The organism is Streptomyces sp. NPDC046379, from assembly GCF_055587785.1.
Genome location: NZ_JBVJFP010000003.1, coordinates 167,427 through 193,590, shown reverse-complemented (window position 1 = coordinate 193,590; position 26,164 = coordinate 167,427). Strand labels below are relative to the sequence as shown.

Genomic DNA, 26,164 nt, shown 5'->3' with positions numbered 1-26,164 from the left:
CGCAGCCGACTCGTCCACCGCGCTCCCGCCCCCGTTCACTGCGTCACACCCGCCAACCCGGGCCCCGCCGTCCTTGTCGATCCCGCTGCCGCTCCCGCGCTCGGCACGGCCCTCGCGACCGGCACGGCCGGCGCCCCGTCCCCGCCCGGCGCGTCCAGCCCGAGCAGCAGCCGCACCACCGGCAGCACCGCGGCGGCGCGCTCCGCGTCGAGATCGGCCGCGAAGCCGGGTGTCCCCGCCCCCGCGACCCTGCCGTCGGCGCCCTTGCCCGGCCCGCGCCGGACCAGCTCGCCGAGCGTTCTGCGCACTCCCGGCTCGTAGGCCGAGAAGGTGCGCCGCAGCAGCGGCAGCACGTCCGTGAACGCGTCGGCCGGCACCCCGGTCAGCCAGTCGTCCACCAGCCCGAGCAGCCGTTCGTCGTGCACGAGCAGCATTCCGCCGCCCCCGCCGCCGACGAACCCCTCGATCCAGGCCGCCGCGTCACCGGGCGGCGTGCCCGGGGAGAGCGCGAGGCCCATGAGCCGGGCCGCCTCCTCCCGGGCCAGCTCGCCGTCGTCCAGAAGCAGCCGCACCGCGCGTCCGCGGATGACGCCGGGCACGGTCTCCCGCGCGGACAGCACCCGCAGCACCCCCTGCCAGCGGCTCCGCAGGTCGCCATGGCCCGGTGCGGGGTCGTCGCCGAGCAGGCCGACCGCCCCGTGCACCGCGTCCACATGGCGGCGCATCTCCTCCGCCGCGTCCGCGTCGAGCGCGGCGCAGGCCGGGGGCAGCCCGACGAAGACCCGCTCGGCGAGGCCCGCGGCGACCTCCGCGAGCGCCGCGGTGCCGGTGCCGCGCACATCGCCGTAGCGCAGTGAACGGACCAGCGCCGGCAGGGCCTGGGCGAGGTGGCCCACGTCCGCGTCGAGGGCCGCGCGGTCCGCCAGGATCCGCATCACCGTCGGGAGGGCGTCCGGCAGCTCCGCGAGCAGACAGCGCTCGGCGAGGGCGGTGACGTCGGCGAGGCCCGGCGCGGAGGCGGCGTCGGCCTCCGCTTTCGCCGTCGCGGCGGACAGGACGGTCGTCCCCCACACGCCGGCCTCCGCGACCCGCACGGACAGCTCCGGCTCCCAGCGCAGCCGCCAGGTCTCCCGGAACGTCCCCGTGCTGCCCCGCGACCGCGCCTGCTCGCCCCAGCCGATGCCGAGCAGCCGCAGCCGGTGCAGCAGTCTGCTGCGTCCGGCGTCGGTCTCCTTGCGCAGGTCCAGCTCCAGCTCCCGCTCCAGCGCCTCCGGCTTGAGCCGCAGCCGCTTCTGGAGCCGGGCGAGGTCCCGCTGCAGCGGCACGGCCGGCGCCGACTCCGGCACCTCCCCCAGCACGTCCCCGACGACCAGCCGGTCGTGCACCAGCGCCAGCGGCACGTCCGCGCCCTCGCACATGACGGCCCGCACGGCGTCGGTGGTCTCGCTCAGCCCGGCCAGCGGGCGGCCCCGCATCGCGGCGAGCGTCTCGGCCAGCCGCACCGCCTCGATGACGTGCGCCGAGGAGACGATGCGGTCCTCCTCCCGGAGCAGGCCCGCCACCTTGGTCATCCATCGCACGATCGGCCGGTCGGGCGCGGCGAACAGATGCGCGTACCACCCGGGCGAATCGATCCCCGCCCCGTATCCGCTCGCGCGGGACAGCCTGCGGTGGGTCCACGGCACCCAGGTCATGTCGGCCCTGACCTTGGGCAGGCCCTTCAGCAGGGCCCGGTCGGCGGCGACGGTGACCTGCTGCCGCAGCGCGGGCACGTGCCACGCCCCGCACACCACGGCCACACCGTCGTCCCCGAACTCGCGCCGCGCCGCCCGCACCTGGAGCCGCATGTGCGCCTCCCGTACGAGGTCCCGTTCGTGGCCCCCGCTGCCGTACTCCTCCCGCAGCGCCCCCATGGCCTCTTCGAGCGCCGCGAACGGGGCGAAGGCGTCCTGCTCCCCGCGTCCCCGGTGCTCGACGACGTCCTCCCACCAGCGCTCGGGGTCGTCGTACCCGGCGGTCTCGGCGAGCACCGCGAGCGGATCGACCCGGACGGCGGAATCCGGCGCCCCGGCGTCCTCGGCGCCCGCCTCCCCGCGCTCCCCGCTTCCGGCGTCCCCTTCGCCGGTCCTCCCCGCGGAGCCGTCCGCCCCGTCGGATCCGCCCGCCCCGTCGGATCCGCCGGACCCGTCCGGCTCGCCCTCCTCCGCCTTCACCCACGCCAGCGTGTGCGTGGCCGGCAGGTCGATGAAGCGGGCCGGCACGTCGTGGTCCAGGGCCCAGCGGATCGCCACCCATTCCGGGGAGAACTCGGCCAGCGGCCAGAAGGCCGACCGGCCGGGTTCGTCCACGGCATGGGCGAGCAGGGCGACCGGCGGGCGCATGTCCTCGTCGGCCGCGAGCGGGATCAGCGGGTCCGCCTCGGGCGGTCCCTCGATCAGCACGACCCGGGGCCGGGCGGCGTCGAGCGCCGCCCGCACGGCCCGCGCCGATCCCGGTCCGTGGTGCCGCACGCCGAGCAGCAGCGGCCCGGCGTGCGCCCGCCCGTTCCCCGTCACCTCAGTGCCTGCCACACCGTCCCCCTTGTGGCTTGGGCTTGGGCTCTGGCCAGCCCAGGTCGTCGTCCTCTCCCGTGCGGGCCGCGGCCGGCGCCCCGTGCACGAGGTCCCGCGCGAGGCCCCCCGCCGGGTTCCTCTCGTAGCCGCTCACGCGCTCACCTCCCGGCAGGCCCGGTAGAAGTCCTTCCAGCCGTCGCGCTCGCGGACGACCGCCTCCAGGTACTCCTGCCACACGACCCGGTCGGCCGCCGGATCGCGGACGACGGCGCCGAGGATGCCCGCGGCGACGTCGCTCGGCCGCAGCACGCCGTCGCCGAAGTGGGCGGCCAGGGCAAGCCCGTTGGTCACGACGGAGATGGCCTCCGCCGTCGAGAGCGTGCCGCTGGGCGACTTCACCTTCGTCCGGCCGTCGGCCGTGACGCCGTCGCGCAGCTCGCGGAAGACGGTGACCACCCGGCGGATCTCCTCCACGCCCTCCGGCACGGCCGGCAGGTCGAGGGAACGGCCGATCTGGTCGACGCGCCGCGAGACGATGTCGACCTCCGCCTCGACGCTGTCCGGCAGCGGCAGGACGACGGTGTTGAAGCGGCGGCGCAGGGCGCTGGACAGGTCGTTGACCCCGCGGTCGCGGTCGTTGGCCGTCGCGATCAGGTTGAACCCGCGGACCGCCTGCACCTCCTGGCCCAGTTCCGGTATGGGCAGGGTCTTCTCCGACAGGATCGTGATCAGCGTGTCCTGCACATCGGCCGGGATGCGGGTCAGCTCCTCGACGCGGGCGGTCATCCCCTCCGCCATCGCCCGCATCACCGGGCTGGGCACCAGGGCGTCGCGGCTGGGGCCGTGCGCGAGCAGCTGGGCGTAGTTCCAGCCGTAGCGGATGGCCTCCTCCGGTGTGCCGGCGGTGCCCTGGACGAGCAGTGTCGAGTCGCCGCTGACGGCCGCCGCCAGGTGCTCGGACACCCAGGTCTTGGCGGTGCCGGGCACGCCGAGCAGGAGCAGGGCGCGGTCGGTGGCGAGGGTGGTGACGGCGACCTCCACGATGCGGCGCGGCCCCACGTACTTCGGCGTGATGACCGTGCCGTCGGGCAGGGTGCCGCCGAGGAGATAGGTCGCCACCGCCCACGGTGACAGCTTCCAGCGGGCCGGCCGCGGACGGTCGTCCTGCGCGGCCAGCGCGGCGAGTTCGTCCGCGAAGGCGTCCTCGGCGTGCGGGCGCAGCGCTTCCTGGTTCGCGGGCGCGGAGCCGTTCTGGCTCGGGTCGACGGACGTCGGTTCTACGGACACAGACATGGCTGAGTCCCCCTCCAGCTCTGCCGGTTCGGATCTGGTGTCCACCGTGCACCACGCCACTGACAATCCGTTCCGACCTGGGCAAACGCGCTCGCGGCCCGGCTGGCGGGACCGATTGTCAGTGGCAGGTCCTACCTTCGGGGACATGACTCAGCAGGGGGTGCGCTGGACCGCGGACCAGGTGCTGGCACTGGCGCCTGACACCGCGTCGCGCAAAGCGGGAAGCAAACTCGGCACGGCCGGACCGTGGTCCGAGACGGGCAGTTCCGACGAGGGGACGGTGTGGGGGCTGTGCAAGGGCAGCGGCAGCAAGCCGTATCAGACGGTCGTCGACATCGCGGACGCCGCGGGGCCGGCGTACAAGTGCAGTTGCCCGAGCCGGAAGTTCCCGTGCAAGCACGCGCTGGGGCTGCTGCTGCTCTGGGCGGGCGGCGACGGCGCGGTGCCGGCGGGCTCGGCTCCGGACTGGGCCGAGCAGTGGCTGGCGGGCCGGCGCAAGCGGGCCGCTGAGAAGCGGACGGGGGGAGCGGAGGGGGCCGCGGCCGGTTCCGCCGATCCGGAGGCGTCGCGGCGCCGGGCGGAGCGGCGGGCCGAGCGCATCACCGCGGGCGCGACCGAGCTGGAGCAGCGCCTGGCGGACCTGCTGCGCGGCGGCCTGGCCGCGGCGGAGCAGGCCGGGTACGGCCTGTGGGAGGAGACCGCCGCCCGGATGGTCGACGCCCAGACGCCCGGGCTGGCCGCCCGCGTGCGGGAGTTGGGGGCCATAGCGGCGTCCGGTCCGGGCTGGCCGGTCCGGCTGCTGGAGGAGTGCGCGCTGCTCCACCTGCTCGACCAGGGCTGGCTGCGTCGTGATCTGCTGCCGGAGGACCTGGCCACCACGGTCCGTTCCCGCGTCGGCCTGCCCACCTCGGCGGACGGCCCGCCGGTGCGGGACCGATGGCTGGTCCTCGCCCAGTACGACACGTCCGACGGCAAGCTGACGACGCGTCGCATCTGGCTCTACGGCGCCGAGTCGGGCCGCACCGCGCTGCTTCTGTCCTACGGAGCGGCGGGCCGCGCCCCCGAGCTGGCGCTGCCGGTGGGCCTGGCCCTGGACGCGGAAGTGTCCGCCCATGCGGGCGCCGGCCGGTCGCGCGCGGCGCTCGGTGAGCAGTTCGCACCGGCCGCTCCGGCGGTGATACGGCCGCCGGGCGTGACGACGACGGTCGCGGCGGCCCGCTACGGCGAGGCGCTGCGTGCCGACCCGTGGCTCGAGGCGGTCCCGGTGACGCTGGAGCGGGTCGTCCCCACCCCGGACGGGGAGTCCTGGCAGCTGGCGGACGCCGACGAGGACGCGGCGCTCCCCCTCACCCCCGCCGCCCGCGCCCGCCCCGGCCTGTGGCGTCTGGTCGCCCTCTCGGGCGGTGCGCCGGTCAAGGTCTTCGGCGAGTGCGGCCACCAGGGCTTCACCCCGCTGACGGCCTGGTCGCCGGCCACGGGAGAGGTGGTGGCGCTGTGCTGACCGCCCGGCCCGCCGCCCTCCGAGACTCCCGCCCGTCCCCGAACGGCCCGAAGGGAACGCCGTGAACACGACCGCGCCGACCTCGTCACCCGTCTCCACCGCCACGACCGCCGGCGCCACCACCGCCGGCACCGGCATCTCCGACACCACCGCCGCCGCTTCCGGCTCCGCCGACACGTCCGGGCCGTCCGCGTGGGAGGACCTCGTCACCACCGCGCTGCTGGGCACCGACCGGCGCCCGCCCCGGGCCGGCGCCCCCGGCCGGGACGCGCCGGTGGCGCTGCTGGACGCCGCGGCCGAGGAGACCGTGCGCCGCCGCGCCGGGCTGCGTCCCGCGCGCCCGGCCCGGCGTCCCGAGCCGGCCCCGCACGATGCGCGGCCGCCCCTGCCCGCCGCCGCGGCCCGCAGGCTCACGATGCTCCTGGCGGACCGTCCGGGCCAGGGCGGCGGTGGCCGCAGAGGCACGGCGCCCGACCTCATGGAGCTGCTGCCCCAGTGGCTCGCGGCGGCCAACTCCCGCGGTTTCGCACCGCCACCGGAGGCGCTGCCCGCCCTCCTGGACGCGGCACGGGGCCGCACAGACCTGCGGCCGGCGGCACTGGCGTTCGCCGGTCCGCGCGCCCTGTGGCTCGCACGGCTCAACCCCGACTGGCGGTTCGCGCTGCGTGCGACGCCGGGCGGGGGCGCGTCGCTGCCACGCCTGGACGACGTGGATCAGGTGCGCCGACTGTGGGAGGAGGGCCTGTTCGCCGAGCGGGTCGCCCTGCTCGCGGCGATACGCGCCCACGATCCGGCAGCGGCGCGCGCGTTGCTGCAGTCCACCTGGGCGACGGAGCGCGCCGAGGACCGGCTGATGTTCCTGGACTCGCTGCGCACGCGCCTGTCCGCCGAGGACGAACCGTTCCTGGAGCAGGCCCTGGCCGACCGCAGCCGCAACGTACGGGCGACGGCGGCGGAGCTGCTGTCGGCGCTTCCCGGCTCGGCGCTGGCCGCGCGGATGGCCGTCCGGGCCGCGGCCTGCGTCGCCCTCGACCACACGCGGGACAGGCCGACGATCGCCGTGGAGGCGCCGCACGAGTGCGACGCGGGCATGGAGCGCGACGGGGTCGTGGCCAAGGCCCCCGCCGGCCGGGGTGAGCGGTCCTGGTGGTTCGGACAGCTGGTGGAGGCGGCGCCGCTGGGGACGTGGCCGGACCGGCTGGGCGGGCGCACGCCCGAGCAGATACTCGAACTGCCGGTCGCGGACGACTGGCAGGGCGAGCTGCACGCCGCCTGGTGCCGGGCGGCGGTCCGGCAGGGGGACTCCCGCTGGGCGCGGGCGCTGCTGGGCGCGCCCTCCGTACCCGAGGCGGCCGGTCCGGGCGCGGTGTCACTGGCCGAGCGGGCCAAGCTGCTCGGCACGCTGGGGGCCGGCGAACGGGCCGAGTGGGTGGCCGGGTTCATCGCGACGCACGGTCTGTCCGAGGCGTTCCAGCTGCTCGGCGGGTGCGCGACGCCCTGGGCGCCGCCCCTGGGCCGGGCCGTGGTCGACGCGCTCAACATCGCGCGGGACGCGGGTAGTTACCCGTGGAGCTTCAGCGGGGTCATGGGCCTGGCCGAACGCTGCCTCGACCCGGCCGAGGCCGACCGACTCGCCGGGCTGATGGCCGTGCCGGAGGAGCCGGAGGACGGCTCACCGGGGGCGGGCGGATACTGGGCCGAGGCCTTCCAGCGCCTGGTGACCACCCTGCGCCTGCGCGCGGCGATGGCCGAGGAACTGGGGGCGGAGCCGGCAGGGGCGCCCGCGACGACCGGCTGACAAGGGGCGCATCCGTCCGGCCGGCCGGGCGGCGACGACGAGCGGGCGTGGTGCGCGCGTCCGGCGACCGGGCGGCCAGCGCGCCCTCTCCGGAGGCGTACGGCCGGAGCCACGACCGGTGGTGCACGACCCGCGCCGGACGCCACCCATCTGCCCCACCACAGTCAGGGCTCCGCCACAGTCCGGGCTCCACCACGGTTCGGGCCCGGCGCCCGGCCCCGAGTGTCGTTGCCCAGGCTCCGGGCCGTCGCACAGCCCCGGGCGTCGTCGCACCGGCGCACCCCCGGCCCCGCACGGGCAATGCCCGGCCACCGGGCGCAGGCCGCGCGCAGGCTCCGCACCGCAGCGGCGCGGCCCGCCACGCAGGCGGTCCTACGCGCCGGCGGGCTGCCGTACGTTCGTCCGGACCCAGTCCACGATGGACGCGGTCGTGGCGCCGGGGGTGAAGATCTCGGCGACGCCCTTCTCCTTCAGCCCGGGGATGTCCCCGTCGGGGATGATGCCGCCGCCGAAGACCAGGATGTCCTCGGCGTCGCGCTGCTTGAGCAGGTCGATGACCGCCGCGAAAAGCGTGTTGTGGGCGCCGGAGAGGATGGACAGGCCGATCGCGTCGGCGTCCTCCTGGATCGCGGTGTCGACGATCTGTTCGGGCGTCTGGTGGAGGCCCGTGTAGATGACCTCCATGCCGGCGTCCCGCAGTGCACGCGCGATCACCTTGGCCCCACGATCGTGACCGTCGAGCCCCGGCTTGGCGACGACCACGCGGATCGGACCCGCTGCCACACCCATCACTGCCTCCATGAAGCGATTAGTGAACGAACGTTATCGCCAGCATCCCGCAACCGGCGGTTTTACGGTGCGCTCAGAGGGGGAAATCACATGGTGGGACATATTCACTGCGCCGGTTCCCCTCGGACACCGGGAGCCGCGCGCCGGGAGCAGCCACGACACCGGCCGGGACGCCGGTACAGGGACGAAGGGCACGCAGACCTCACCGGAACGGAACCAAGCCTCAGTCGCGCCCGTCGCTCCGTCGACACCCTCCGTGGCCCTCCCCACGGGCGCACACGGAGACAGAGCCGTCTTCCGCGTGCCGACGGGAGGTCGGCCCATGAAGGCCACGCAGCTCGCCCAGGTCAGCCAGGTCGTACGGTTCACCGGAGGACTGCTCCCCGAGCCGCTGCGCCGGTGTCTGCTCCCCGCCCTCGGCATCCCCGGCAGCCTGACCGGCCTCTCCATGGCCCTCCTCAAGGCAACCGCCCTCGACGTCGCGATCCTCGCCGGTCACCTCGTCCTCTACCCCTACGGCATCGCCCAGGAGCGCCGGACCCCGCCCCTCCGCCCGAGGGTGCCCGCCCAGGGGTCCGCCGAGGCCGATGCCGAAAACGCCCCGGACCGGGGCGCGGCGCACGCCGCCGCCTTGCCCACGCGCACCCGGCCGCCCGTCGTGCTCCTGCACGGCTTCATCGACAACCGCTCCGTCTTCCTCCTGCTGCGCCGCTCCCTCGCCCAGGACGGCCACCAGCACGTCGAGTCGCTGAACTACTCGCCGCTGACCTGCGACATCCGCACGGCCGCCAGGCTGCTCGGCCGACACGTCGAGGAGATCTGCGAGCGCACGGGCAGCGACCGTGTCGACATCGTCGGCCACAGCCTCGGCGGCCTGATCGCCCGCTACTACGTGCAGCGCCTGGCCGGCGACACGCGCGTGCGCACCGTCGTCACCCTCGGCACCCCGCACTCCGGAACCCGGGTCGTGCCGCTCGCCGACGCGCACCCCATCGTGCGCCAGATGCGCCCCGGCTCCTCCCTCCTCGAGGAACTGACGCTGCCCGCGCCGGGCTGCCGTACACGCTTCGTGAGCTTCTGGAGCGACCTCGACCATCTGATGGACCCGCTGGACAGCGCCCGCATCGACCACCCCGACCTGCCGGCGAGGAACGTGCGCGTCACCGGGGTCGGCCATTTCGCCCTCCCGGTCCACCCGGCCGTGGCAGCCGAGATCCGCCGGACCCTGGACTCCGCGCACGACACGCCCGCCACCCCGGGGCAGGCGGGCGCCTCCGGCAGCCTCACCGTCGCCTGACGAAGCGGCAACGGCAGGAGGATCGCCGTGAGTCCCTGTGCGTGAGTGGTGAGGTGGTTGGCGGTGTGCGTAGTGGGCGCCGACGCACGCCGCCGACGCCCATCAACTTCGAAAATTCGTCGAACACAAACCAAAGGGCGTGCCTGCACTCCCCCGAAACACGGCCGAATGCCCGTTTCCTTCGCGAGGGAAACCTGCCGAAGATTGTCGCGCCCGCGTACCGCCGGGTACAGTCGCCGCACTGCTCTGCCAGCCCCTGTTGTCGAGGCGAAAGAGAAGTTGGTGAACGACCGTCACCCGTCGGGGACCATGACCACCCCGGCCCCGGCTTCCGAAGCCGCCGCGGCGCATCACGCGTCGTACGGCACGCAGGAGGCCCCGTACGGCGCTTTCACCACCGGTGACTTCACCACATACGGCGGTTACGACGCCAACGGTTTTGCCACCGGCGGCCACGCCGCCACGCACCCGGCCGCCACGAGCTTCGAGGCGGACCCGCTCTTCGGCTCCCTCGAGGGCAGCGCCCACGACACCGGCGCCCACGACGCCACCCAGTGGACCACAGGTACGCACCAGTCCCCCGGCTACGACCCGTACGCGGCGCAGCACACCGCCTACGACACCGGCGCGTACGACTCCACCGCCTGGACCGGCGAGTACCAGCAGCTCTCCGTCATCCCGCAGCAGGCCGGCGCACCGGACGTCAGCGGCCAGTGGGACGCGAGCGCCTGGGCCCAGCCCGAGCAGACCGCCGCCGACCCGACCCAGCAGTGGGAGTGGGGCACGCAGGCCTTCGACACCGGCGCCTACGACGCCACCCAGTGGAACTCCGACGGCAGCGCCGCGAACCCCGCGACCGCCGTGCCCGGCGAGGACTTCAGCCACCACGCGGAAACGCACCACGCCGACACCCACCACGCGGAAACGCACCACGCGGAGACCCACCACACCGAGGGCGAGCTGCACGCCACCGGCGAGATGCCCGCCGCGGACGAGGCCGACCGGGCGGATCCCGCTCAGGACCTGCTGCTCCTGGACGACCAGGAGGAGGTCACGCCCGCCCCGGCCACGCGCGCCGGCTCCCGTGCCGCAAGCCGTTCCCGCCGCCGTACGCCGCCCAAGCGCTCCGCGCTGCTGACCGTGGCCGTGCCGTCGGCGTGCGTGATGAGCGTGGCCGGCATCGCCGCCGCGTCCGTCGGCTCGTTCGGCGACGATTCCAAGGACACGTCGACGACCGCCGCCGACGCGCCGCCGGTGAAACCGTCCACCGCCAACAGCCGGCTCGACACCCAGCTGGAGAGCCTCAGCGCCGAGGCGGACGACTTCGCCGACCGGGCCAGCCGGACGCAGGAGCGCATCGACCTCAAGGCGCAGCAGGAGGCCGAGCAGCGGAAGGCGGCGGCGGAGGCCGCCCGCAAGGAGCGGCTGCGCCCCAAGTACGCCCTGCCGGTCGCGCAGCACGGACTCAGCGCCTATTTCGGCCAGGCCGGCATCAACTGGATGTCCGTGCACACCGGCATCGACTTCCCGGTCGCCTACGGCTCGACGGTGATGGCCGCGACCGACGGCACCGTGCGCACCGAGTACAACAGCGCGTACGGCAACATGATGATCGTGACGGCGATGGACGGCACGGAGACGTGGTACTGCCACCTCTCCAGCTACCGGGTCGCCCCCGGCACCACCGTCAAGGCCGGCGACCCGATCGCGTACTCCGGCAACTCCGGCAACTCCACCGGCCCGCACCTGCACTTCGAGGTGCGCCCCGGCGGCGGCTCGGCGGTCGACCCGCTGGCCTGGCTGCGCAGCCACGGCCTGGAGCCGTCGTAACCACGCCCCCCGGCCCGCCCTTCTCGTAGTTCCCGCTGCCGGCGTCCGCCCGGCCGCCGGTTCGGACCGGCGGCCGGGCGGTCACAGCTTCTCGACCGGCGCGTATCTCAGCAGCAGCCGCTTCGGCTTGGCGTCGCCGAAGTCGATGGTCGCCTCGGCGTTCGCGCCCGTGCCCTTGACGCCGACCACCGTGCCGAGGCCGAACTGGTCGTGCGTGACCCGGTCGCCCACCGCCAGTCCGACGGCCGGCTGCTCGGCGGCCCGGCGCGTGGCGAAGCCGGACGCCCCGGCGGCGGACGAGCGCGAGCGGGACGACGACAGCGAGGCCGCCACCCCGGAGACAGGACCGGCCGGGGCCGCGACGGCGCCCGTACGCTTCCAGTCCACGTAGGCGGCGGGGATCTCCTCCAGGAAGCGGGAGGGCGGGTTGTACTGCGGCTGCCCCCAGGCGCTGCGCATCGTCGACCGGGTCAGATAGAGCCGTTCCCGTGCGCGCGTGATGCCGACGTACGCCAGCCGCCGCTCCTCCTCCAGTTCCTTGGTCTGGCCGAGGGCGCGCATGTGCGGGAAGACGCCGTCCTCCATGCCGGTGAGGAAGACGACCGGGAACTCCAGGCCCTTGGCGGTGTGCAGGGTCATCAGTGTGATGACGCCGTCGCCGTCCTCCTCGTCGGGGATCTGGTCGGAGTCGGCGACCAGGGCGACCTGCTCCAGGAAGTCGGACAGCGCGACCGACTCGCCCTCGCCGCGCTCCTGCTCGAACTCCAGGGCGACGGCGGCCAGTTCCTGGAGGTTCTCGATGCGGGTCTCGTCCTGCGGGTCGGTGGAGGCCTGCAACTCGGCGAGGTAGCCGGTGCGTTCGAGTACGGCTTCCAGAACGGTGGCCGGTCCCGCGCCGGACTCCACGATCGTGCGGAGGTCCTCCATCAGCGTGTTGAACCGCTTGACGGCGTTGGTGGAGCGCGCCGCCATGCCGTACGCCTCGTCGACGCGCTTCAGCGCCTGCGGGAAGCTGATCTTCTCGCGCTGGGAGAGGGCGTCGATCATCGCCTCGGCGCGCTCGCCGATGCCGCGCTTGGGGACGTTGAGGATACGGCGCAGCGGCACCGAGTCCTCGGGGTTGGCGAGGACGCGCAGGTAGGCCAGGACGTCCCGGACCTCCTTGCGCTCGTAGAAGCGGACGCCGCCGACGACCTTGTAGGGCAGGCCGACGCGGATGAACACCTCTTCGAAGACACGGGACTGGGCGTTGGTCCGGTAGAAGACGGCGACGTCGCCCGCCCTGGCCTCGCCGGCGTCGGTGAGGCGGTCTATCTCGTCGGCGACGAACTGGGCCTCGTCGTGCTCGGTGTCGGCGACGTAGCCGGTGATGCGCGCGCCCGCGCCCGCATTGGTCCACAGGTTCTTGGGGCGGCGGGACTCGTTGCGCTCGATGACCGCGTTGGCGGCGGAGAGGATCGTCTGGGTGGAGCGGTAGTTCTGCTCCAGCAGGATCGTCGTCGCGTTCGGGTAGTCCTCCTCGAACTGGAGGATGTTGCGGATCGTCGCGCCGCGGAAGGCGTAGATCGACTGGTCGGCGTCGCCGACGACGCACAGTTCGGCGGGGGGCACGTCGTCCGCGCCGGGCGGGACGTCCACCGGGTGCTCGGAGGTGCCGACCAGCTCCCGGACGAGGGCGTACTGGGCGTGGTTGGTGTCCTGGTACTCGTCGACGAGGACGTGCCGGAAGCGGCGGCGGTAGTGCTCGGCGACGTCCGGGAAGGCGCGCAGCAGGTTGACCGTCGTCATGATCAGGTCGTCGAAGTCGAGGGCGTTCGCCTCGCGCAGCCGCGACTGGTAGAGGGCGTAGGCCTGGGCGAGGGTCTTCTCGAACCCGTCGGTGGCCTGGGCGGCGAAGTCCTCCTCGTCGATCAGCTCGTTCTTGAGGTTGCTGATCTTGGCGCTGAAGGACTTGGGCGGGAACTTCTTGGGGTCGAGATCGAGATCACGGCAGACCAGGGCCATCAGGCGCTTGGAGTCGGCGGCGTCGTAGATCGAGAACGACGAGGTGAAGCCGAGCCGCTTGGACTCGCGGCGCAGGATGCGCACGCAGGCGCTGTGGAACGTCATCACCCACATGGCGTTCGCACGCGGGCCGACGAGCTGCTCTACGCGCTCCTTCATCTCGCCGGCGGCCTTGTTGGTGAAGGTGATGGCGAGGATCTGGCCGGGGTGGACGCCCCGCTCGGCGAGCAGGTGGGCGATGCGGTGGGTGAGCACGCGGGTTTTGCCGGAGCCCGCGCCGGCCACGATGAGCAGGGGCGTGCCGGAGTGGACGACGGCGGCGCGCTGGTTGTCGTTCAGCCCTTCCAGGAGCGCGGCGGCGTCCAGGGCGGGGCGCGGGGCGCCGTCGCGGTAGTACGCCTCCCGGTCCGGCGGCACGTCGAACTTCCCGCCGAACAGATCGTCCGGAATCGGCTCCGGAACGTGATCGTCCTCGGGCGGCGGCGGGTGTTCCCCGTGGGCCCGAGGGGCCTGGAGGTCCGCCAGGAAGCTGTCGTCAAAGAGGCTGCTCATCGCTCTCCGAGTCTAGGGGGCGGCACTGACAACCCGTGGCCGTCCCGGGAACATCCCCGGCCCCGGCGGGCCCCCGCCCCGCCGCGGGTGTCCGGAATCACAACCGCGCACCCTCTCGCGGCGCCCGCCGCCTCACCCCGTGCGCTCGCCTCGAGCTGCGCACACGCCCGGCGCACCACCCACCCGGACACTGCCCCGAGCCCTTCCCCGAGCACGCATCGAACACCCCCCGACACGAACCGCGACCCCCCGCCGCAAGGTCACGAAAATGTATCGGGCATATCACCCACGAACCTTCACAGGCGGCACACGAGTTGGCTACGGTGCCGGGCAGGCCGCACGACCCCCACCGGCGAACGTCGCCGGGCCGCGTGGCCTCCGCCGAGTCCGGTGTGCCCGCGTGGCCGACCGGAGCCGGGGACCCAACCGAACTCTGGGGTGAATCGGCACGACTCCCGCACGGGAGGCGGGCCGTAGGGCAAACCTTCCGAGCGACACCGCCCGAACCCGACAGCTAACCCGGTAGGCGGCCCATGGAAGGAGTCGCCTCCCTTGGCGTCGCACCGCAAGTCGCGCCCGGTCGGCCCGCTGGCCGGCATACGTACCCCCGCCCTGGCCACGGCCGCCCTCACCTCCGTGGCGCTGCTCTCCCAGACCGCCCAGGCAACCCCGGCCGGCGACCGGCCGAGCCTCGAAGAGGTCGAGAAGAAGGTCGACGCGCTGTACCGCCAGGCCGAGTCGGCGACCGAGAAGTACAACGCGGCCAAGGAGCGGACGGCCAAGCAGCGCAAGCAGGTCGACACGCTGCTGGACGACGTCGCCCGGCGCACGCAGCAGCTCAACGAGGCGCGCGAGGAGCTGGGCGCGTACGCCGCCGCCCAGTACCGCACCGGTGCCGCCGCGCCGTCCACCGCGACCTTCCTGCTCGCGGACTCGCCACAGGACTACTTCGACCGGACCCAGCTGATGAACCGGCTGACCAGCCGGCAGAAGGACGCCGTCGACGACTACTTCACCGAGCAGTCCCGGACGATGCGCAAGCGCCAGGAGGCCACCGAGAGCCTCCGGACGCTCACCGAGTCGCAGACCGAGCTGAGGACGGCCAAGGCGACCGTCCAGAAGAAGCTGTCCGACGCGCGGGAGCTGCTCTCCGAGCTGACCGCCGAGGAGAAGGCGCGGCTGGCGGCGATCGAGAAGCGCAAGCAGGAGGAGGCCGAGCGCAAGGCGGCGGAGCTGGCCCGGCAGCAGGCCGCCGCGGAGGCTCGGGCCGAGGAGCAGCGCCGCCAGGAGGCGGAGGCGGCGGCCGCGGCCGAGCAGGAGTCGGCCGACGGCTCCACGGACACCGGGTCGGGCGAGGCGCCCGCGCCGCCGCCGGCCGACTCGACGTACGCCGCCAAGGCGGACAGGGCGCTCGCCTTCGCCCGCGCCCAGATCGGCAAGCCGTACGTCTGGGGCGCCACCGGCCCCGGCTCCTACGACTGCTCGGGCCTGACCCAGGCCGCGTGGAAGGCCGCCGGGGTCACCCTGCCGCGCACCACGTACGACCAGGTCAACGCGGGGACGACGGTGCCGCTGTCCAGCGCGCGGCCGGGCGACCTGGTCTTCTTCTACGACGACGTCACGCACGTCGGCCTCTACATCGGCGACGGCATGATGATCCACGCCCCGAAGCCCGGCGCCTATGTCCGGGAGGAGTCGGTGTACTACGACGGCGAGTCGTCGATCCACAGCGTGGTGCGGCCCGCCTGACGCCGGTGCTCTCCTGCCTCTCCGGGGCCGGCTTTCAGGTCCAGAGGACGGCGATGAAGATGTTCGCCACGGTGAGCAGGCCCACCAGTCCGAACAGGCCCTTGTCGACCTTCTCCTCGTCGCGCTTCACGTAGACGAGGCCGAGGATGACGATCAGCACGGCGAGCTTCACGCCGATCTTGACGTTGTTGACGGTGTTGTCGTCGGCCTGGTTGAGGCCGACCAGGATGACGCCGGTGACCAGCATGGTCAGGGCGCCGTGCAGCATCGCGGGGACGAATCGCGCGGTGCCCTCGCCCACCGCCTTCATCTGGGTGAGGAAGCCGCCGAGGAGGGAGGCGATGCCGATGATGTGCAGGCCGACGAAAACGTTGATGAGTACGTCCATGGGGCCGGAGCCTAGTGAGCCGCGGGCGCGTGGCCCGCACCGGCCCGGCGACCGCACGGGCCTCTCCCGGTCGCGCTGCGTGCCGAAACAGACGGTTCCGTAACCGGATCCCGATCGCATACCGACAGCGACGGCCCCCCTCCTGCCACTTCCGTACAACGTGACCCCGCCGTGACCTGCTCCGCCCTAGCGTCCTCCCGCAGGTGATCATCCGTAGGAAGGGACGTGCAGTTCACGTGGCAGCGCACCGCAAGCCCCGGCAACGACCGGCCGCCGGGACCAGGACCCGTACCGCGGCCACCATCGCCCTCGCGGGCGCGGCGGGCGCGACGGGGTTGAGCGGGACCGGGCACGCGCAGCCGGAGCCGTCGCCGGGACAGGTCAGGGCGGAGGTGCACCGGCTGTACCGGGAGGCGGAGGCCGCCACGGAGAAGTACAACGGCGCGCGCGAGGAGGTCCGGGCGGCGCAGGCGCGGCTGCGGTCGATGCGGGACGAGGCGGCCCGCAGGGAGGCGCGGCTGGCCACGGAGCGGGAGGCGCTCGGTTCGTACGCCGCCGCCCAGTACCGCGTCGGCGGGCTCGATCCGGTGGTCCGGCTGGCCCTGTCCGAGGACCCCGCCGGTTACCTCACCGGCGCCGCCCTCGCCGAACGCGCGGGCGACCGCCGGGCGGGTGCGGTGAGCCGCGTCCGTCGGCAGATCCGCGAACTCGAGCAGCTGCGCGGGGCCGCCCGCGTCGAGCTGGACTCCTTGACGTCCCGTCAGTCGGAGCTGCGCCGCCACAAGGAGACGATCACCGGGAAGCTGGCGGCGGCGAAGCGTCTGCTGTCCAGGCTGACCGAGGAGGAACGGGCCCGCTTGGCGGCGCCGCAAGGCTCCCGGGCGTCGAGCACCGCGCCGGGCACCGCGCCGGCGCCTCCGCCCGCCGTGTCCGTCGCCCCCGGCTCCCGCGCCGGGGCCGCCATCGCCTACGCCCTGCAGAAGCTGGGCAGCCTTTATGTCTGGGGCGCGACGGGCCCCAACGCCTTCGACTGCTCGGGCCTGGTCCAGGCGGCGTACGCCGCCGCCGGCGTCTCCCTGCCCCGCACGACCTACGCCCAGATCGGCACGGGCCGCCGTGTCTCCCGTGCGGAACTGGCCCCCGGCGACCTCGTGTTCTTCTACTCCGGCATCACCCATGTGGGCCTCTACATCGGCAACGGCCGGATGATCCACGCCCCGAACCCGTCTTCCACGGTCCGGGTGGCCCCGCTCGACTCGATGCCGTTCGCGGGAGCCACCCGGGTGGTGTGAGGGCCGGTGCAGGGCTCCGGTCGGCACGGGGCGGGCCGGCCGGTCCGTCGGGGAGCCGGTCGCTCACACCAGGCGCCGCGCCGTGGCCCACCGGGTCAGCTCGTGGCGGTTGGACAGCTGGAGCTTGCGCAGGACCGCCGAGACATGGGACTCGACCGTCTTCACGGAGATGAACAGCTGCTTGGCGATCTCCTTGTAGGCGTAGCCGCGGGCGATCAGGCGCAGCACCTCGCGCTCGCGCTGGGTGAGGCGGTCGAGGTCCTCGTCCACCGGGGGCGCGTCCGTCGAGGCGAAGGCGTCGAGGACGAAGCCGGCGAGGCGGGGGGAGAAGACGGCGTCGCCCTCCTGGACGCGGAAGATCGAGTCGACCAGGTCGGTCCCGGTGATCGTCTTGGTCACGTATCCGCGGGCCCCTCCGCGGATCACGCCGATCACGTCCTCCGCGGCGTCCGAGACGGACAGGGCGAGGAAACGGACGGGCTGCCGGGCGTCGGCCATGAGCGGCGCGCAGCGGCGCAGCACCTCGACTCCGCCGCCGCCGGGGAGGTGGACGTCGAGGAGGACCACCTCGGGGCGGGTGGCGGTGATGACCGTGACCGCCTGGTCGACGTCCGCGGCCTCGCCGACGACCTCGACGCCGGTCTGCGCGGTCTGGCCGATCTCGGCCTGCACCCCCGTGCGGAACATGCGGTGGTCGTCGACGAGGACCACGCGCACATGCCGTCCGGCCGTCTCCCCCGGTGCCGCCGTGCCGTTGCCGCTCGCCTCGGTCGCGTCGCTCATGACGTCTTCTCCGCCCTCTCCATCTCCAGCTCGACCTCCGTGCCGCCGTCCGGCACCGCCCGCAGCCGGGCCGTGCCGCCGTTGCGCTCCATGCGGCCGATGATCGATTCCCTGACGCCCATGCGGTCCGCGGGTATGGAGTCCAGGTCGAAGCCGGGACCGCGGTCCCGGACGGACACGAACACTCGCTTCCCCTCCACCTCGGCGTAGACCTGCACGGCACCGCCCTCGCCACCGTACTTGGCGGCGTTCACCATCGCCTCGCGCGCGGCCTGCATCTGTGCGCCGATCTTCTCGTCGAGCGGGCAGTCCCCGACCACGACGACCTCGATCGGGACGCCGTGCTTGTCCTCCACCTCGGCGGCGTTGCGCCGCACCGCGTCGGCGAGGGTCGTGGGCTCGTCGGCCTCGTCCTTGCCGGTGCCCTCGGGTTTGTAGAGCCAGGTCCGCAGGTCGCGCTCCTGGGCGCGGGCGAGGCGGCGGACCTCGCCCGCGTTCTCGGCGTTGCGCTGGATCAGGGTGAGGGTGTGCAGCACGGAGTCGTGGACGTGGGCGGCGACCTCGGCGCGCTCCTGGGCGCGGATGCGCATCAGGCGTTCCTCGGAGAGGTCCTGGGTCATGCGGACGAGGTAGGGGCCGGCGAGGAGCGTTATGCCGACGAGGACCGCGAGGGCGGCCTGGAGGACGGAACCGAGGTGGGCGGCGGAACCCTGGAGCACGAAGACGCCGGAGACGCCGGCCGTGACCAGCAGGACGCCCGCCACGGCCCGCACCAGGGTGAGCGTGCGCCGACGGCGGCCTGCCTCGACCCAGCGGGCGCGGCGGGCGTTGTCCGCCTGACGCCACACGAGGGCGACGCCGGCGCCGACGAGCACCGCGGGCACCAGGTAGGCCTTGGCGCCGTTGCTCAGGTCGACGCTGCCGACGAAGACGATCGCCACGACGACCATGAGGAGAAGGGCGACGATCTGGCCCCGGTCCGGTTTGCGGGTGACGAGTCTGCGCCGGCCGTCCGCTGCGGGCTCGGTGGTGATCAGGGACGGTGGTCTCTGCGTCTCGACGCCGCCGACGCCGAGCGGCACGAAGAACCAGAACGCGGCGTACAGCAGCGCGCCCAGACCGTCCGCCATGAACAGGCCGACGAAGACCAGGCGCACCCAGATGACGGGCAGCCCCAGGTGCCCGGCCAGGCCCCGCGCCACACCACCGAGCCAGCGTCCGTCGCTGCTGCGGTAGAGCTTGCGCGGCGGCCTCGGTTCGGTGAGGGGCGCTGCTGCGGTTGCGGCTTCCGGCATGCCAAAGATGGTCACACGCCCCGCGGTCCGGAGCATCAGGGTCCGCCCCCGAGACTCCCCTGATGTTCCCGGGGCCATCGCCTCGAACGCTTCCCCCGCGTCCACTCAGGGCAGATATCAGGGTCCGGCCAGGGTCGTCCCGACTCCCGTCGCGGCGGCCCGGCCGTCACCATGGACGCATGACTGATCACCAGCACGCCGCCGCCGTATCCGACGCGGACCCCGCGTCCGGCGCGGCGTCCGCGTCCGGCGCGGCGTCCGCGTCCGGCGCGGGTGATGCGCCCGAGTTCCGGCGGGATCGGCGGCACAAGATGTTCGCCGGCGTGTGCGCCGGGCTCGGGCGGCAGTGCGACATGGATCCGGTGATCTTCCGGATCACGCTCGCGGTGCTCGCCGCGACCGGCGGCATCGGCCTCATCTTCTATGGCTTCGCGTGGCTGTTCGTCCCCGCCGACGACGAGGAGGAGAACGAGCTGCGCAAGCTGCTGACCGGTCGTGTCGACGGTCAGGCGCTCACGGCGGTGCTGTTCGCGCTCGTCGGCTGCGGGGTCTTCCTCACGATGCTGAAGAACGGCGGAGTGCTGGTATTCGCCGCGATACTGTCCCTGCTCCTCGCCGGCGCCGGGTACTGGTCGCAGCGGCGCGGCGTGCCCGCCGCCGATCCGCTGGCGCAGCAGGCCGCCGCCGACGCGCCGCCCGAGGCGAAGGCCCCGCCCGCGCCGACCGCCTTTCCGTCGTGGTGGCGGGACCCGATAGTCAAGGACGGTACGCACGTCGGCGGCACCGGATATCTCTGGGGACCACGGGACGCCCGAGACCGGGACGTCGCGGCGGCCATCGCCATCGGCCGCCGCCCCCGCCCCGACAGCACCCCGGGCCCGCTCGATCAGCGCCCCCGCCCGCCCAAGCCGCGCGGCCCTCGTCACATAGGCGGCTTGATCAGCACGCTCGCCATGGTGGCCGCCTTCCTCGGCACGCGCCTGACGTGGGACGAGCACCCGCTGGGCACCAGCCTGCAGACCGGCCTGGCCTGCGCGCTCGCCGTCCTCGGCCTGGGCATCGCGGTCAGCGCGTTCCTCGGGCGGACGGGCCCGGGCTCGGTCTTCCTGGCGGTGATGACGGCCGGCCTGCTCGCCGCGTCCGCGGCCCTGCCCAAGGACATCGGCACCCAGTGGATACGGACGACCTGGCGGCCCGCGACCGTGGCCGAGCTGCGCGAGTCCTACGACGTCGGCACCGGCGTCGGCACCCTGGACCTGAGCCGGCTGGAACCGGCACAGGGGCAGACGGTGACGACGTACGCGGAGGTGGGGATGGGCCGCCTGCATGTGATCGTGCCGCCGGACGTGACCGTGAAGGCGACCATCGGAGTGGGAGTGGGGGACATTCAGTTGCCGGGTGACAAGAAGCAGGACGTCGACGTGGCGCCGGGCAAGCACCGGGAGGTGACGCTGATTCCGGGGCCGGGTACCAAGCCCGTGGGCACGGTCGAGCTGGACCTGGAAGCGGGCGTCGGACAGGTGGAGGTCAGCCGTGCTGCGTCATGAGTTCCAGCCGGGCCGACTGGTCGCGGGCCTCTTCCTCGGGCTGGCGGGCGCGGTCTACGCGGGTGACGCGGGAGGCGCCTGGGAGACGCCGTGGTTCGTGGTGTTCCCACTGGTGACGGCCGGTCTCTTCCTTGCGGGGGCCGCGGCGATGGTGTCCCGGAGCATACGCAGGCGCCGCGGGACGAGGCCGGACCCCGGCGGCGCAGGAGACCGTTGACGGAGACCTGGCAGGACACTCCGCGCTGAGGCAAGGGGCGCCGACCCACGAGCCGACGGTCCCTGCGAACGCCGGACCGGGCAGGCGCGGCCCAGCGGACAGACGTCCGCTTCTCGCCGACAGCCGTCTCTGGCCGACGCCCATCGGGGCGCCGACCGGCAGTCCCCGGCCGTCAGCGGCGGCTCCCTTCGCCTCACCGGCGGACGCTCGCCCCCCACCCGCAAACCCTGTCCCGCATCGGCAGACGCTCGCCCCCACCGGCAGACCCTGTCCCGCACCGCCGGTTGCTCATCCGCACCGGCAACGCCCGATCGCCGTGGGCAGGTGCCCGTCGCTGCGGAGACATCCGGACGGACCGAGGCGTCGGGACGGCCCGTGACGTCCGGACGGGCCCGTGGCGTCGGGACGGCCCGTGGCATCCGGGCGGGCCGAGGAGTCCGGGCGGGCCGAGGAGTCCGGTCCGCACGGATGGCGGTCCGTGCGGATGGCGGTCCGCGCGGGTGGCGGCGGCGTCAGCTCCTACCGGTAGTCGTCCGCCGTGTGCCCGTAGCCGTCCCGGTCGTGCCCTTGGTCGTCCGGCCCCGGCCGAACGCCCTCCGTCCCTCGCCGGTGGCCGCCCGGCCTCCCGTTCCGCCGGGTGCGGAGGGCCGCGTCCAGGGACAGGAGCGGGGCGCCGGCCAGGACCAGGGGGAGCCAGGCCATCAGGTAGGCGAGGTCGTTGCCGTAGTAGTACGGGTCGGAGGCCCAGCTGACGGTCAGCCAGAGGCTGAGGGAGATGAGGGCGCCGCCGAGGGCGGCCAGGCGGGCGAGAAGGCCGAGCAGGGTGCCGATGCCGACGGCGATCTCGCCGAGGGCTATGGCGTATCCGAAGGCGACGGGGTTTTCCAGGGCCATGTCGACCAGGGCGGGGACGGCGGAAGAGTCGCGGACGCTGCGCATCGTGTCGCCGATGGAGCCGGAGCCGCCGTCCTGGAGGAAGGAGCTGTCGGTGAGTTTGTCCAGACCGGCGTAGACGAAGGTGACGCCGAGGAAGATCCGGAGAGGAAGCAGGGCGTAGCGGGTGGCGGTGTCCCGCCAGTGGCCGCCGGGACGGGAGGTGCGAGTGTCCGTACGCATACCGTGAGTCATCACTGTCAGCCGCCTCTCACACCGCCATGCCGTGGCCTCATACGACGATACGGAGGAAAGGGGGGAGCCGCTCAACCCGTGTGCGGACGGTTTTCCACTCCGTCACACCGCCGCTCCAACAGATCTCTGCTCCAACACCTCCTCTCCTCCGCCACCAGCCTCTCCGCCACGGGCATACTCCGTCACCCGCCACTCCCTCGGGGCTGACTCCGTCACCGTCCTACTCCGTCACCGTCCTACTCCGTCACGTCGATCGTGTACGCGTTCGTCTCCACACCCGCCGCCGTCACGACGCGGACCTCCACCCGGCCGGGTTCGACGTCCACGGGTACGGGGACGGTGAGCAGGCTGTCGGTGGGGTTGCTGAAGCCGCCGGCGACCGGCACCAGCGGGACGTGCACATGCACCGTGCCGATGCGCACCACCATGCGGGAGAGGCGGTCGGCGGCGGTGGCGCCCGGCGGGACGAAGCCGGCGCCGCGGATCTCGATGTCCTCGCCGGTGCGGATCGGCGCGTCCAGGTCGCCGGCCTCGCGGGCGCGGACGACGGAGAGCACGACGGGCCGGCCGCCCTCGGCGTACTTCCCGGCGAGGTAGGTGCCGGCGGACACCAGCACCACCACCGCCAGCCCCCACGGCAGGTCGGGCAGCTGGTCGGGGCGGCGGGCCAGCCGTACGGCGGCGAAGAGCAGGGCGACGGAGGCGACGACGACGTACTGGATGTCGGCGAAGGCGCCCCGCCCGGAGTCGTCGGTGAGCAGGTCGGCGGCGCTCGGCCGGTGTGCGCGGACCTTCTGCAGCCGCTGGCCGAGCACGCGCAGGCCGACCACGCGGCGCACCAGGACGGCGATGGCGCACACCACCGCCAGCACGGTCACCACGCCGGCGCCGCGGGCGAGTTCCAGGCCGTCGATGAGGGCGTCGCGCTCGCGCGGGTCGGAGGCCACCGCGAGACGGCCGGCGAGGAGGAGGACCGCGTAGGCGACGAACAGCACCCAGGCCGCGGCGACGGCGCGGGAGGTCGACAGCCGGTTGTCCTCGCCGATGACCGGGGCGAGGACGCCGCCGCGCGCCCGGTGGAACCAGGAGGCGGCCGTGAGCGCCCCGGCCACGACCAGCGCGGCGAGCAGCGCGGCCGTGCGGGCGGCCGTCCAGCCGGCGCCGACGGCCGTCAGGGACTGGGCCAGCAGCAACAGCAGGACGAGGGCCCAGACCGTGCAGGCCGTGCGGATCCAGAGGCGGGCCAGCCAGGCCTCGCCCTCGGTCCGGCCGCGTTCGGCGACGAGCGCGGCGGACTGGGTCAGCTCGTCGGAGACCCACTGGCGGGAGGCGGAGGCGGAGTGGGCCACGGCGGCCGGCAGGCCCTGACCGGCGGCGAACGCGTCGCGCAGGCGCAGGAACTCCGCGACCGCCCGACGGTGGCCCTCGCGCGCCCCGTGCGGGCAGTCCCCGCAGGTGCAGCCGCCCCCGTGGGCGCCCCCGGAGCCCGGGGAGCCTCCGTAGGCGTCCTTGTACGCGCCCGTGCGCGCTCCCGCTTCCGCGCCCTGCCGCGCCTCTTGCACCGCCACGCCCGACGCCGCCTTTCCGTGCATCCCCGTGCATCGCCGTGATGCATCCCCGTGCCCGTGCCCGGACCCGGACAAGGGCACGGACATGATCGTCATCGCCGCCGCGACGGCCCGGCGACCATCGTCAGAGCACCGTCAGGACCACCGTGCGACGACAGCGAATTGTGCCCTACGCCACGCCCGGTTCGTCCCCCAGGTTCCCCCGGCTTCGGTCGGCGAGAGTGAATTCGAGGGCGCCATGTGGACCCAGCTGCGGGAATCCCGCCCTCGGACGTCAAAAGAGGACAGAAGATGTCGTCTTTGGTCGGGAAACTCGCCGCATGACAGCGAAAACGACAGGTGGCTCGTCGGCGAACTGGGGTGCCCTCGTCAGGGCCGAGCCGGAACTCGCGCGGACCGTGGAGGAGCGGTTCGGGGCGTTCACGCACCATGTCCTCGCGACCCTGCGCAGGGACGGCTCGCCGCGGACCAGTGGGCTGGAGGTGCGGTTCCTCGGCGGTGAGCTGTGGCTCGGGATGATGCCGGGCTCGCTGAAGGCGCTCGACCTGCGCCGCGACCCGCGCTTCGCGCTCCAGGCGAACCCCGGGGAGGGCACGTCGATGGGCGGGGGCGACGTGCGGGTCAGCGGGCGGGCGTTCGAGGTGGAGGACGGGGAGGCGAAGGGCCGGTACGTGAAAGAGGTGGAACCGCCGGAGCCGTTCCACCTCTTCCGCACCGAGCTGACGGAGGTCACCCGGACCTACGTCGAGGACGACAGATATCTGGTCGTCCAGGTCTGGAAGCCCGGAGAGCCGGTGCGCACTCTCAGACGGACCTGAGCCCAAGGGGCCTGCCGAGATGCCGGCAGGCCCTGCCGACCGACGCACTGGCAGACCCTGCCGACGTACCGCAGGCCCTGGCGACGTACCCGCAGGCCCTGCCGACCGACGTACCCGCAGCTGCCGACGTACCCGCAGGCCCTGCCGGCGAGCCGGCTCACTCCCACTCGATGGTCCCCGGCGGCTTCGAGGTGACGTCGAGGACGACGCGGTTGACGTCCCGCACCTCGTTGGTGATGCGGGTGGAGATCTTCGCGAGGACGTCGTAGGGCAGGCGCGACCAGTCGGCGGTCATGGCGTCCTCGCTGGACACCGGGCGCAGCACGATCGGGTGGCCGTAGGTCCGGCCGTCGCCCTGGACGCCGACGGAGCGCACGTCCGCGAGCAGGACCACCGGGCACTGCCAGATGTCCCGGTCGAGGCCGGCCGCCGTCAGCTCCTCGCGGGCGATGGCGTCTGCCTCACGGAGCAGGTCGAGCCGCTCCTTGGTGACCTCGCCGACGATCCGGATCCCCAGGCCCGGCCCCGGGAAGGGCTGGCGCTGGACGATCTCCTCCGGCAGGCCCAGCTCCTGGCCGACCATCCGGACCTCGTCCTTGAACAGCTTGCGCAGCGGCTCGATCAGCTTGAACTCGAGGTCCTCGGGCAGGCCGCCGACGTTGTGGTGCGACTTGATGTTGGCGGTGCCGGTGCCGCCGCCGGACTCCACGACGTCGGGGTAGAGAGTGCCCTGCACCAGGAACTCCACCGCCGGACCCTCGTCCGCGATGATCTCCGCCTGGGCCTGCTCGAAGACCCGGATGAACTCCCGGCCGATGATCTTCCGCTTCTCCTCGGGGTCCGAGACCCCGGCGAGCGCCTTGAGGAACCGCTCCTCGGCGTCCACGACCTTCAGCTGCACGCCGGTCGCGGCGACGAAGTCCTTCTCGACCTGCTCGGTCTCGCCCTTGCGCATCAGGCCGTGGTCGACGTAGACGCAGGTCAGCTGGGAGCCGATGGCCCGCTGGACCAGGGCGGCGGCGACGGCGGAGTCCACGCCGCCGGACAGGCCGCAGATGGCGCGCTTGTCGCCGACCTGCTCGCGGATCGCGGCGACCTGCTCCTCGATGACGTTGCCGGTGGTCCAGGACGGGGTCAGGCCGGCGCCGCGGTAGAGGAAGTGCTCCAGGACCTGCTGGCCGTGCGTGGAGTGCATGACCTCGGGGTGGTACTGGACGCCGTAGAGCTTCTTCTCGTCGTTCTCGAAGGCGGCGACCGGGACGACGTCCGTGGACGCGGTGACGGCGAAGCCCTCGGGGGCGGCGGAGCAGGCGTCGCCGTGGGACATCCACACGGCCTGCTCGGCCGGGGTGCCCTCGAAGAGGGTGGAGGACGACTTGGCGACGTGCAGGTCGGTGCGGCCGTACTCGCGGGCGCCGGTGTTGTCGACGGTGCCGCCGAGGGTCTGCGCCATCAGCTGGAAGCCGTAGCACATGCCGAAGACGGGGACGCCGGCCTCGAAGAGCGTCCTTTCGAGGCGGGGGGCGCCCTCCTCGTACACGGAGGAGGGGCCGCCGGAGAGGATGATCGCCGCCGGGTTCCTGGCGAGCATCTCCTCGACCGGCATGGTGCTCGGCACGATCTCGCTGTAGACCCGGGCCTCGCGGACTCGACGGGCGATGAGCTGGGCGTACTGCGCGCCGAAGTCGACGACCAGGACGGTGTCGGGGGCGGCGGCAGCGGGAGTCGCTGATGACACGGGGGCCTTCCGGCGGTGGGGCGGG

At 73.6% G+C, this 26,164-nt stretch carries 18 protein-coding genes, 1 pseudogene and 1 riboswitch; of the genes and pseudogenes, 9 read left to right on the top strand and 10 right to left on the bottom strand.

What is annotated here, in order from left to right; genetic code table 11:
- Nucleotides 1-35: 35 nt before the first annotated feature.
- Together ACZ6KF_RS07785 and ACZ6KF_RS07780 are read right to left on the bottom strand one after the other, a co-directional pair.
- Nucleotides 36-2,570, bottom strand: a complete 2,535-nt coding sequence (locus ACZ6KF_RS07785) for a DUF5682 family protein (protein ID WP_469237707.1) — start codon at nt 2,568-2,570, stop codon at nt 36-38.
- Between the two features lie 132 nt (nt 2,571-2,702).
- Nucleotides 2,703-3,845: an ATP-binding protein gene (locus ACZ6KF_RS07780; RefSeq protein WP_356627419.1), complete on the bottom strand. Its 1,143-nt coding sequence runs from the start codon at nt 3,843-3,845 to the stop codon at nt 2,703-2,705.
- Nucleotides 3,846-3,990: 145 nt separating this feature from the next.
- Between ACZ6KF_RS07780 and ACZ6KF_RS07775 the strand changes: the two genes are divergently transcribed.
- Nucleotides 3,991-5,346, top strand: a complete 1,356-nt coding sequence (locus ACZ6KF_RS07775; protein ID WP_469237705.1) for an SWIM zinc finger family protein — start codon at nt 3,991-3,993, stop codon at nt 5,344-5,346.
- Nucleotides 5,347-5,482: 136 nt separating this feature from the next.
- Nucleotides 5,483-7,144, top strand: a complete 1,662-nt coding sequence (locus ACZ6KF_RS07770) for a DUF5691 domain-containing protein (protein WP_469237876.1) — start codon at nt 5,483-5,485, stop codon at nt 7,142-7,144.
- Nucleotides 7,145-7,516: 372 nt separating this feature from the next.
- Here ACZ6KF_RS07770 and ACZ6KF_RS07765 read toward each other — a convergent pair whose 3' ends face one another.
- Nucleotides 7,517-7,933, bottom strand: coding sequence for a cobalamin B12-binding domain-containing protein (locus tag ACZ6KF_RS07765; RefSeq protein WP_356627421.1), 417 nt, complete (start codon nt 7,931-7,933; stop codon nt 7,517-7,519).
- 448 nt (nt 7,934-8,381) lie between these two features.
- Here ACZ6KF_RS07765 and ACZ6KF_RS07760 point away from each other — a divergent pair, with 448 nt between their 5' ends.
- The gene (locus ACZ6KF_RS07760; protein WP_469157575.1) at nt 8,382-9,230 is read left to right on the top strand and encodes an esterase/lipase family protein; all 849 of its coding nucleotides are present in this window, start codon (nt 8,382-8,384) and stop codon (nt 9,228-9,230) included.
- A 282-nt stretch (nt 9,231-9,512) separates the two neighbouring features.
- Nucleotides 9,513-11,060, top strand: a complete 1,548-nt coding sequence (locus ACZ6KF_RS07755; protein WP_469157500.1) for a M23 family metallopeptidase — start codon at nt 9,513-9,515, stop codon at nt 11,058-11,060.
- An 81-nt stretch (nt 11,061-11,141) separates the two neighbouring features.
- Here ACZ6KF_RS07755 and pcrA read toward each other — a convergent pair whose 3' ends face one another.
- Nucleotides 11,142-13,616, bottom strand: a complete 2,475-nt coding sequence (gene pcrA / locus ACZ6KF_RS07750) for a DNA helicase PcrA (RefSeq protein WP_356627424.1) — start codon at nt 13,614-13,616, stop codon at nt 11,142-11,144.
- 369 nt (nt 13,617-13,985) lie between these two features.
- A riboswitch (cyclic di-AMP (ydaO/yuaA leader) is annotated at nt 13,986-14,161 on the top strand.
- A 7-nt stretch (nt 14,162-14,168) separates the two neighbouring features.
- On the opposite strand from pcrA, the gene ACZ6KF_RS07745 reads away from it, so the two are divergent.
- Nucleotides 14,169-15,365, top strand: a complete 1,197-nt coding sequence (locus ACZ6KF_RS07745) for a C40 family peptidase (protein ID WP_469237702.1) — start codon at nt 14,169-14,171, stop codon at nt 15,363-15,365.
- A 34-nt stretch (nt 15,366-15,399) separates the two neighbouring features.
- Here ACZ6KF_RS07745 and ACZ6KF_RS07740 read toward each other — a convergent pair whose 3' ends face one another.
- Nucleotides 15,400-15,753, bottom strand: coding sequence for a hypothetical protein (locus tag ACZ6KF_RS07740; RefSeq protein ID WP_356627426.1), 354 nt, complete (start codon nt 15,751-15,753; stop codon nt 15,400-15,402).
- 236 nt (nt 15,754-15,989) lie between these two features.
- On the opposite strand from ACZ6KF_RS07740, the gene ACZ6KF_RS07735 reads away from it, so the two are divergent.
- Nucleotides 15,990-17,045: a C40 family peptidase gene (locus tag ACZ6KF_RS07735; protein WP_469237700.1), complete on the top strand. Its 1,056-nt coding sequence runs from the start codon at nt 15,990-15,992 to the stop codon at nt 17,043-17,045.
- A gap of 63 nt (nt 17,046-17,108) precedes the next feature.
- Here the strand turns inward: ACZ6KF_RS07735 and ACZ6KF_RS07730 are convergent, their stop codons facing one another.
- Nucleotides 17,109-17,828, bottom strand: coding sequence for a response regulator transcription factor (locus tag ACZ6KF_RS07730; RefSeq protein ID WP_356627428.1), 720 nt, complete (start codon nt 17,826-17,828; stop codon nt 17,109-17,111).
- Nucleotides 17,825-19,123 (bottom strand): ATP-binding protein, encoded by a 1,299-nt coding sequence (locus tag ACZ6KF_RS07725; protein ID WP_469237698.1) that lies wholly within the window; start codon nt 19,121-19,123, stop codon nt 17,825-17,827. The genes ACZ6KF_RS07730 and ACZ6KF_RS07725 overlap by 4 nt, the downstream gene beginning before the upstream one ends.
- 179 nt (nt 19,124-19,302) lie before the next feature.
- Here ACZ6KF_RS07725 and ACZ6KF_RS07720 point away from each other — a divergent pair, with 179 nt between their 5' ends.
- A complete protein-coding gene (locus ACZ6KF_RS07720) occupies nt 19,303-20,670 on the top strand; it encodes a PspC domain-containing protein (RefSeq protein WP_469237696.1) in 1,368 nt (455 codons plus the stop codon).
- Entirely contained in the window at nt 20,657-20,887 is a 231-nt protein-coding gene (locus ACZ6KF_RS07715) for a hypothetical protein (protein WP_469237694.1), read from the top strand. The genes ACZ6KF_RS07720 and ACZ6KF_RS07715 overlap by 14 nt, the downstream gene beginning before the upstream one ends.
- A 606-nt stretch (nt 20,888-21,493) precedes the next feature.
- Here ACZ6KF_RS07715 and ACZ6KF_RS07710 read toward each other — a convergent pair.
- Together ACZ6KF_RS07710 and ACZ6KF_RS07705 are read right to left on the bottom strand one after the other, a co-directional pair.
- A pseudogene (locus tag ACZ6KF_RS07710) lies at nt 21,494-22,015 on the bottom strand (DoxX family membrane protein); the annotation flags it as partial.
- A gap of 236 nt (nt 22,016-22,251) precedes the next feature.
- Nucleotides 22,252-23,583 (bottom strand): hypothetical protein, encoded by a 1,332-nt coding sequence (locus ACZ6KF_RS07705; RefSeq protein WP_469237692.1) that lies wholly within the window; start codon nt 23,581-23,583, stop codon nt 22,252-22,254.
- A 320-nt stretch (nt 23,584-23,903) separates the two neighbouring features.
- On the opposite strand from ACZ6KF_RS07705, the gene ACZ6KF_RS07700 reads away from it, so the two are divergent.
- A complete protein-coding gene (locus ACZ6KF_RS07700) occupies nt 23,904-24,401 on the top strand; it encodes a pyridoxamine 5'-phosphate oxidase family protein (protein WP_356627433.1) in 498 nt (165 codons plus the stop codon).
- A 157-nt stretch (nt 24,402-24,558) separates the two neighbouring features.
- On the opposite strand, the gene guaA is transcribed toward ACZ6KF_RS07700, so the two are convergent.
- Nucleotides 24,559-26,139, bottom strand: a complete 1,581-nt coding sequence (guaA, locus tag ACZ6KF_RS07695; protein WP_356627434.1) for a glutamine-hydrolyzing GMP synthase — start codon at nt 26,137-26,139, stop codon at nt 24,559-24,561.
- Between the last annotated feature and the right edge of the window lie 25 nt (nt 26,140-26,164).

What these genes read in the sequence shown, in the direction of transcription:
- ACZ6KF_RS07780 (WP_356627419.1), bottom strand. Translation starts at nt 3,845, where the DNA reads ATGTCTGTGTCCGTAGAACCGACGTCCGTCGACCCGAGCCAGAACGGC.
- ACZ6KF_RS07775 (WP_469237705.1), top strand. Translation starts at nt 3,991, where the DNA reads ATGACTCAGCAGGGGGTGCGCTGGACCGCGGACCAGGTGCTGGCACTG.
- ACZ6KF_RS07765 (WP_356627421.1), bottom strand. Translation starts at nt 7,933, where the DNA reads ATGGGTGTGGCAGCGGGTCCGATCCGCGTGGTCGTCGCCAAGCCGGGG.
- ACZ6KF_RS07760 (WP_469157575.1), top strand. Translation starts at nt 8,382, where the DNA reads ATGGCCCTCCTCAAGGCAACCGCCCTCGACGTCGCGATCCTCGCCGGT.
- pcrA (WP_356627424.1), bottom strand. Translation starts at nt 13,616, where the DNA reads ATGAGCAGCCTCTTTGACGACAGCTTCCTGGCGGACCTCCAGGCCCCT.
- ACZ6KF_RS07740 (WP_356627426.1), bottom strand. Translation starts at nt 15,753, where the DNA reads ATGGACGTACTCATCAACGTTTTCGTCGGCCTGCACATCATCGGCATC.
- ACZ6KF_RS07730 (WP_356627428.1), bottom strand. Translation starts at nt 17,828, where the DNA reads ATGAGCGACGCGACCGAGGCGAGCGGCAACGGCACGGCGGCACCGGGG.
- ACZ6KF_RS07725 (WP_469237698.1), bottom strand. Translation starts at nt 19,123, where the DNA reads ATGCCGGAAGCCGCAACCGCAGCAGCGCCCCTCACCGAACCGAGGCCG.
- ACZ6KF_RS07720 (WP_469237696.1), top strand. Translation starts at nt 19,303, where the DNA reads ATGACTGATCACCAGCACGCCGCCGCCGTATCCGACGCGGACCCCGCG.
- ACZ6KF_RS07700 (WP_356627433.1), top strand. Translation starts at nt 23,904, where the DNA reads ATGACAGCGAAAACGACAGGTGGCTCGTCGGCGAACTGGGGTGCCCTC.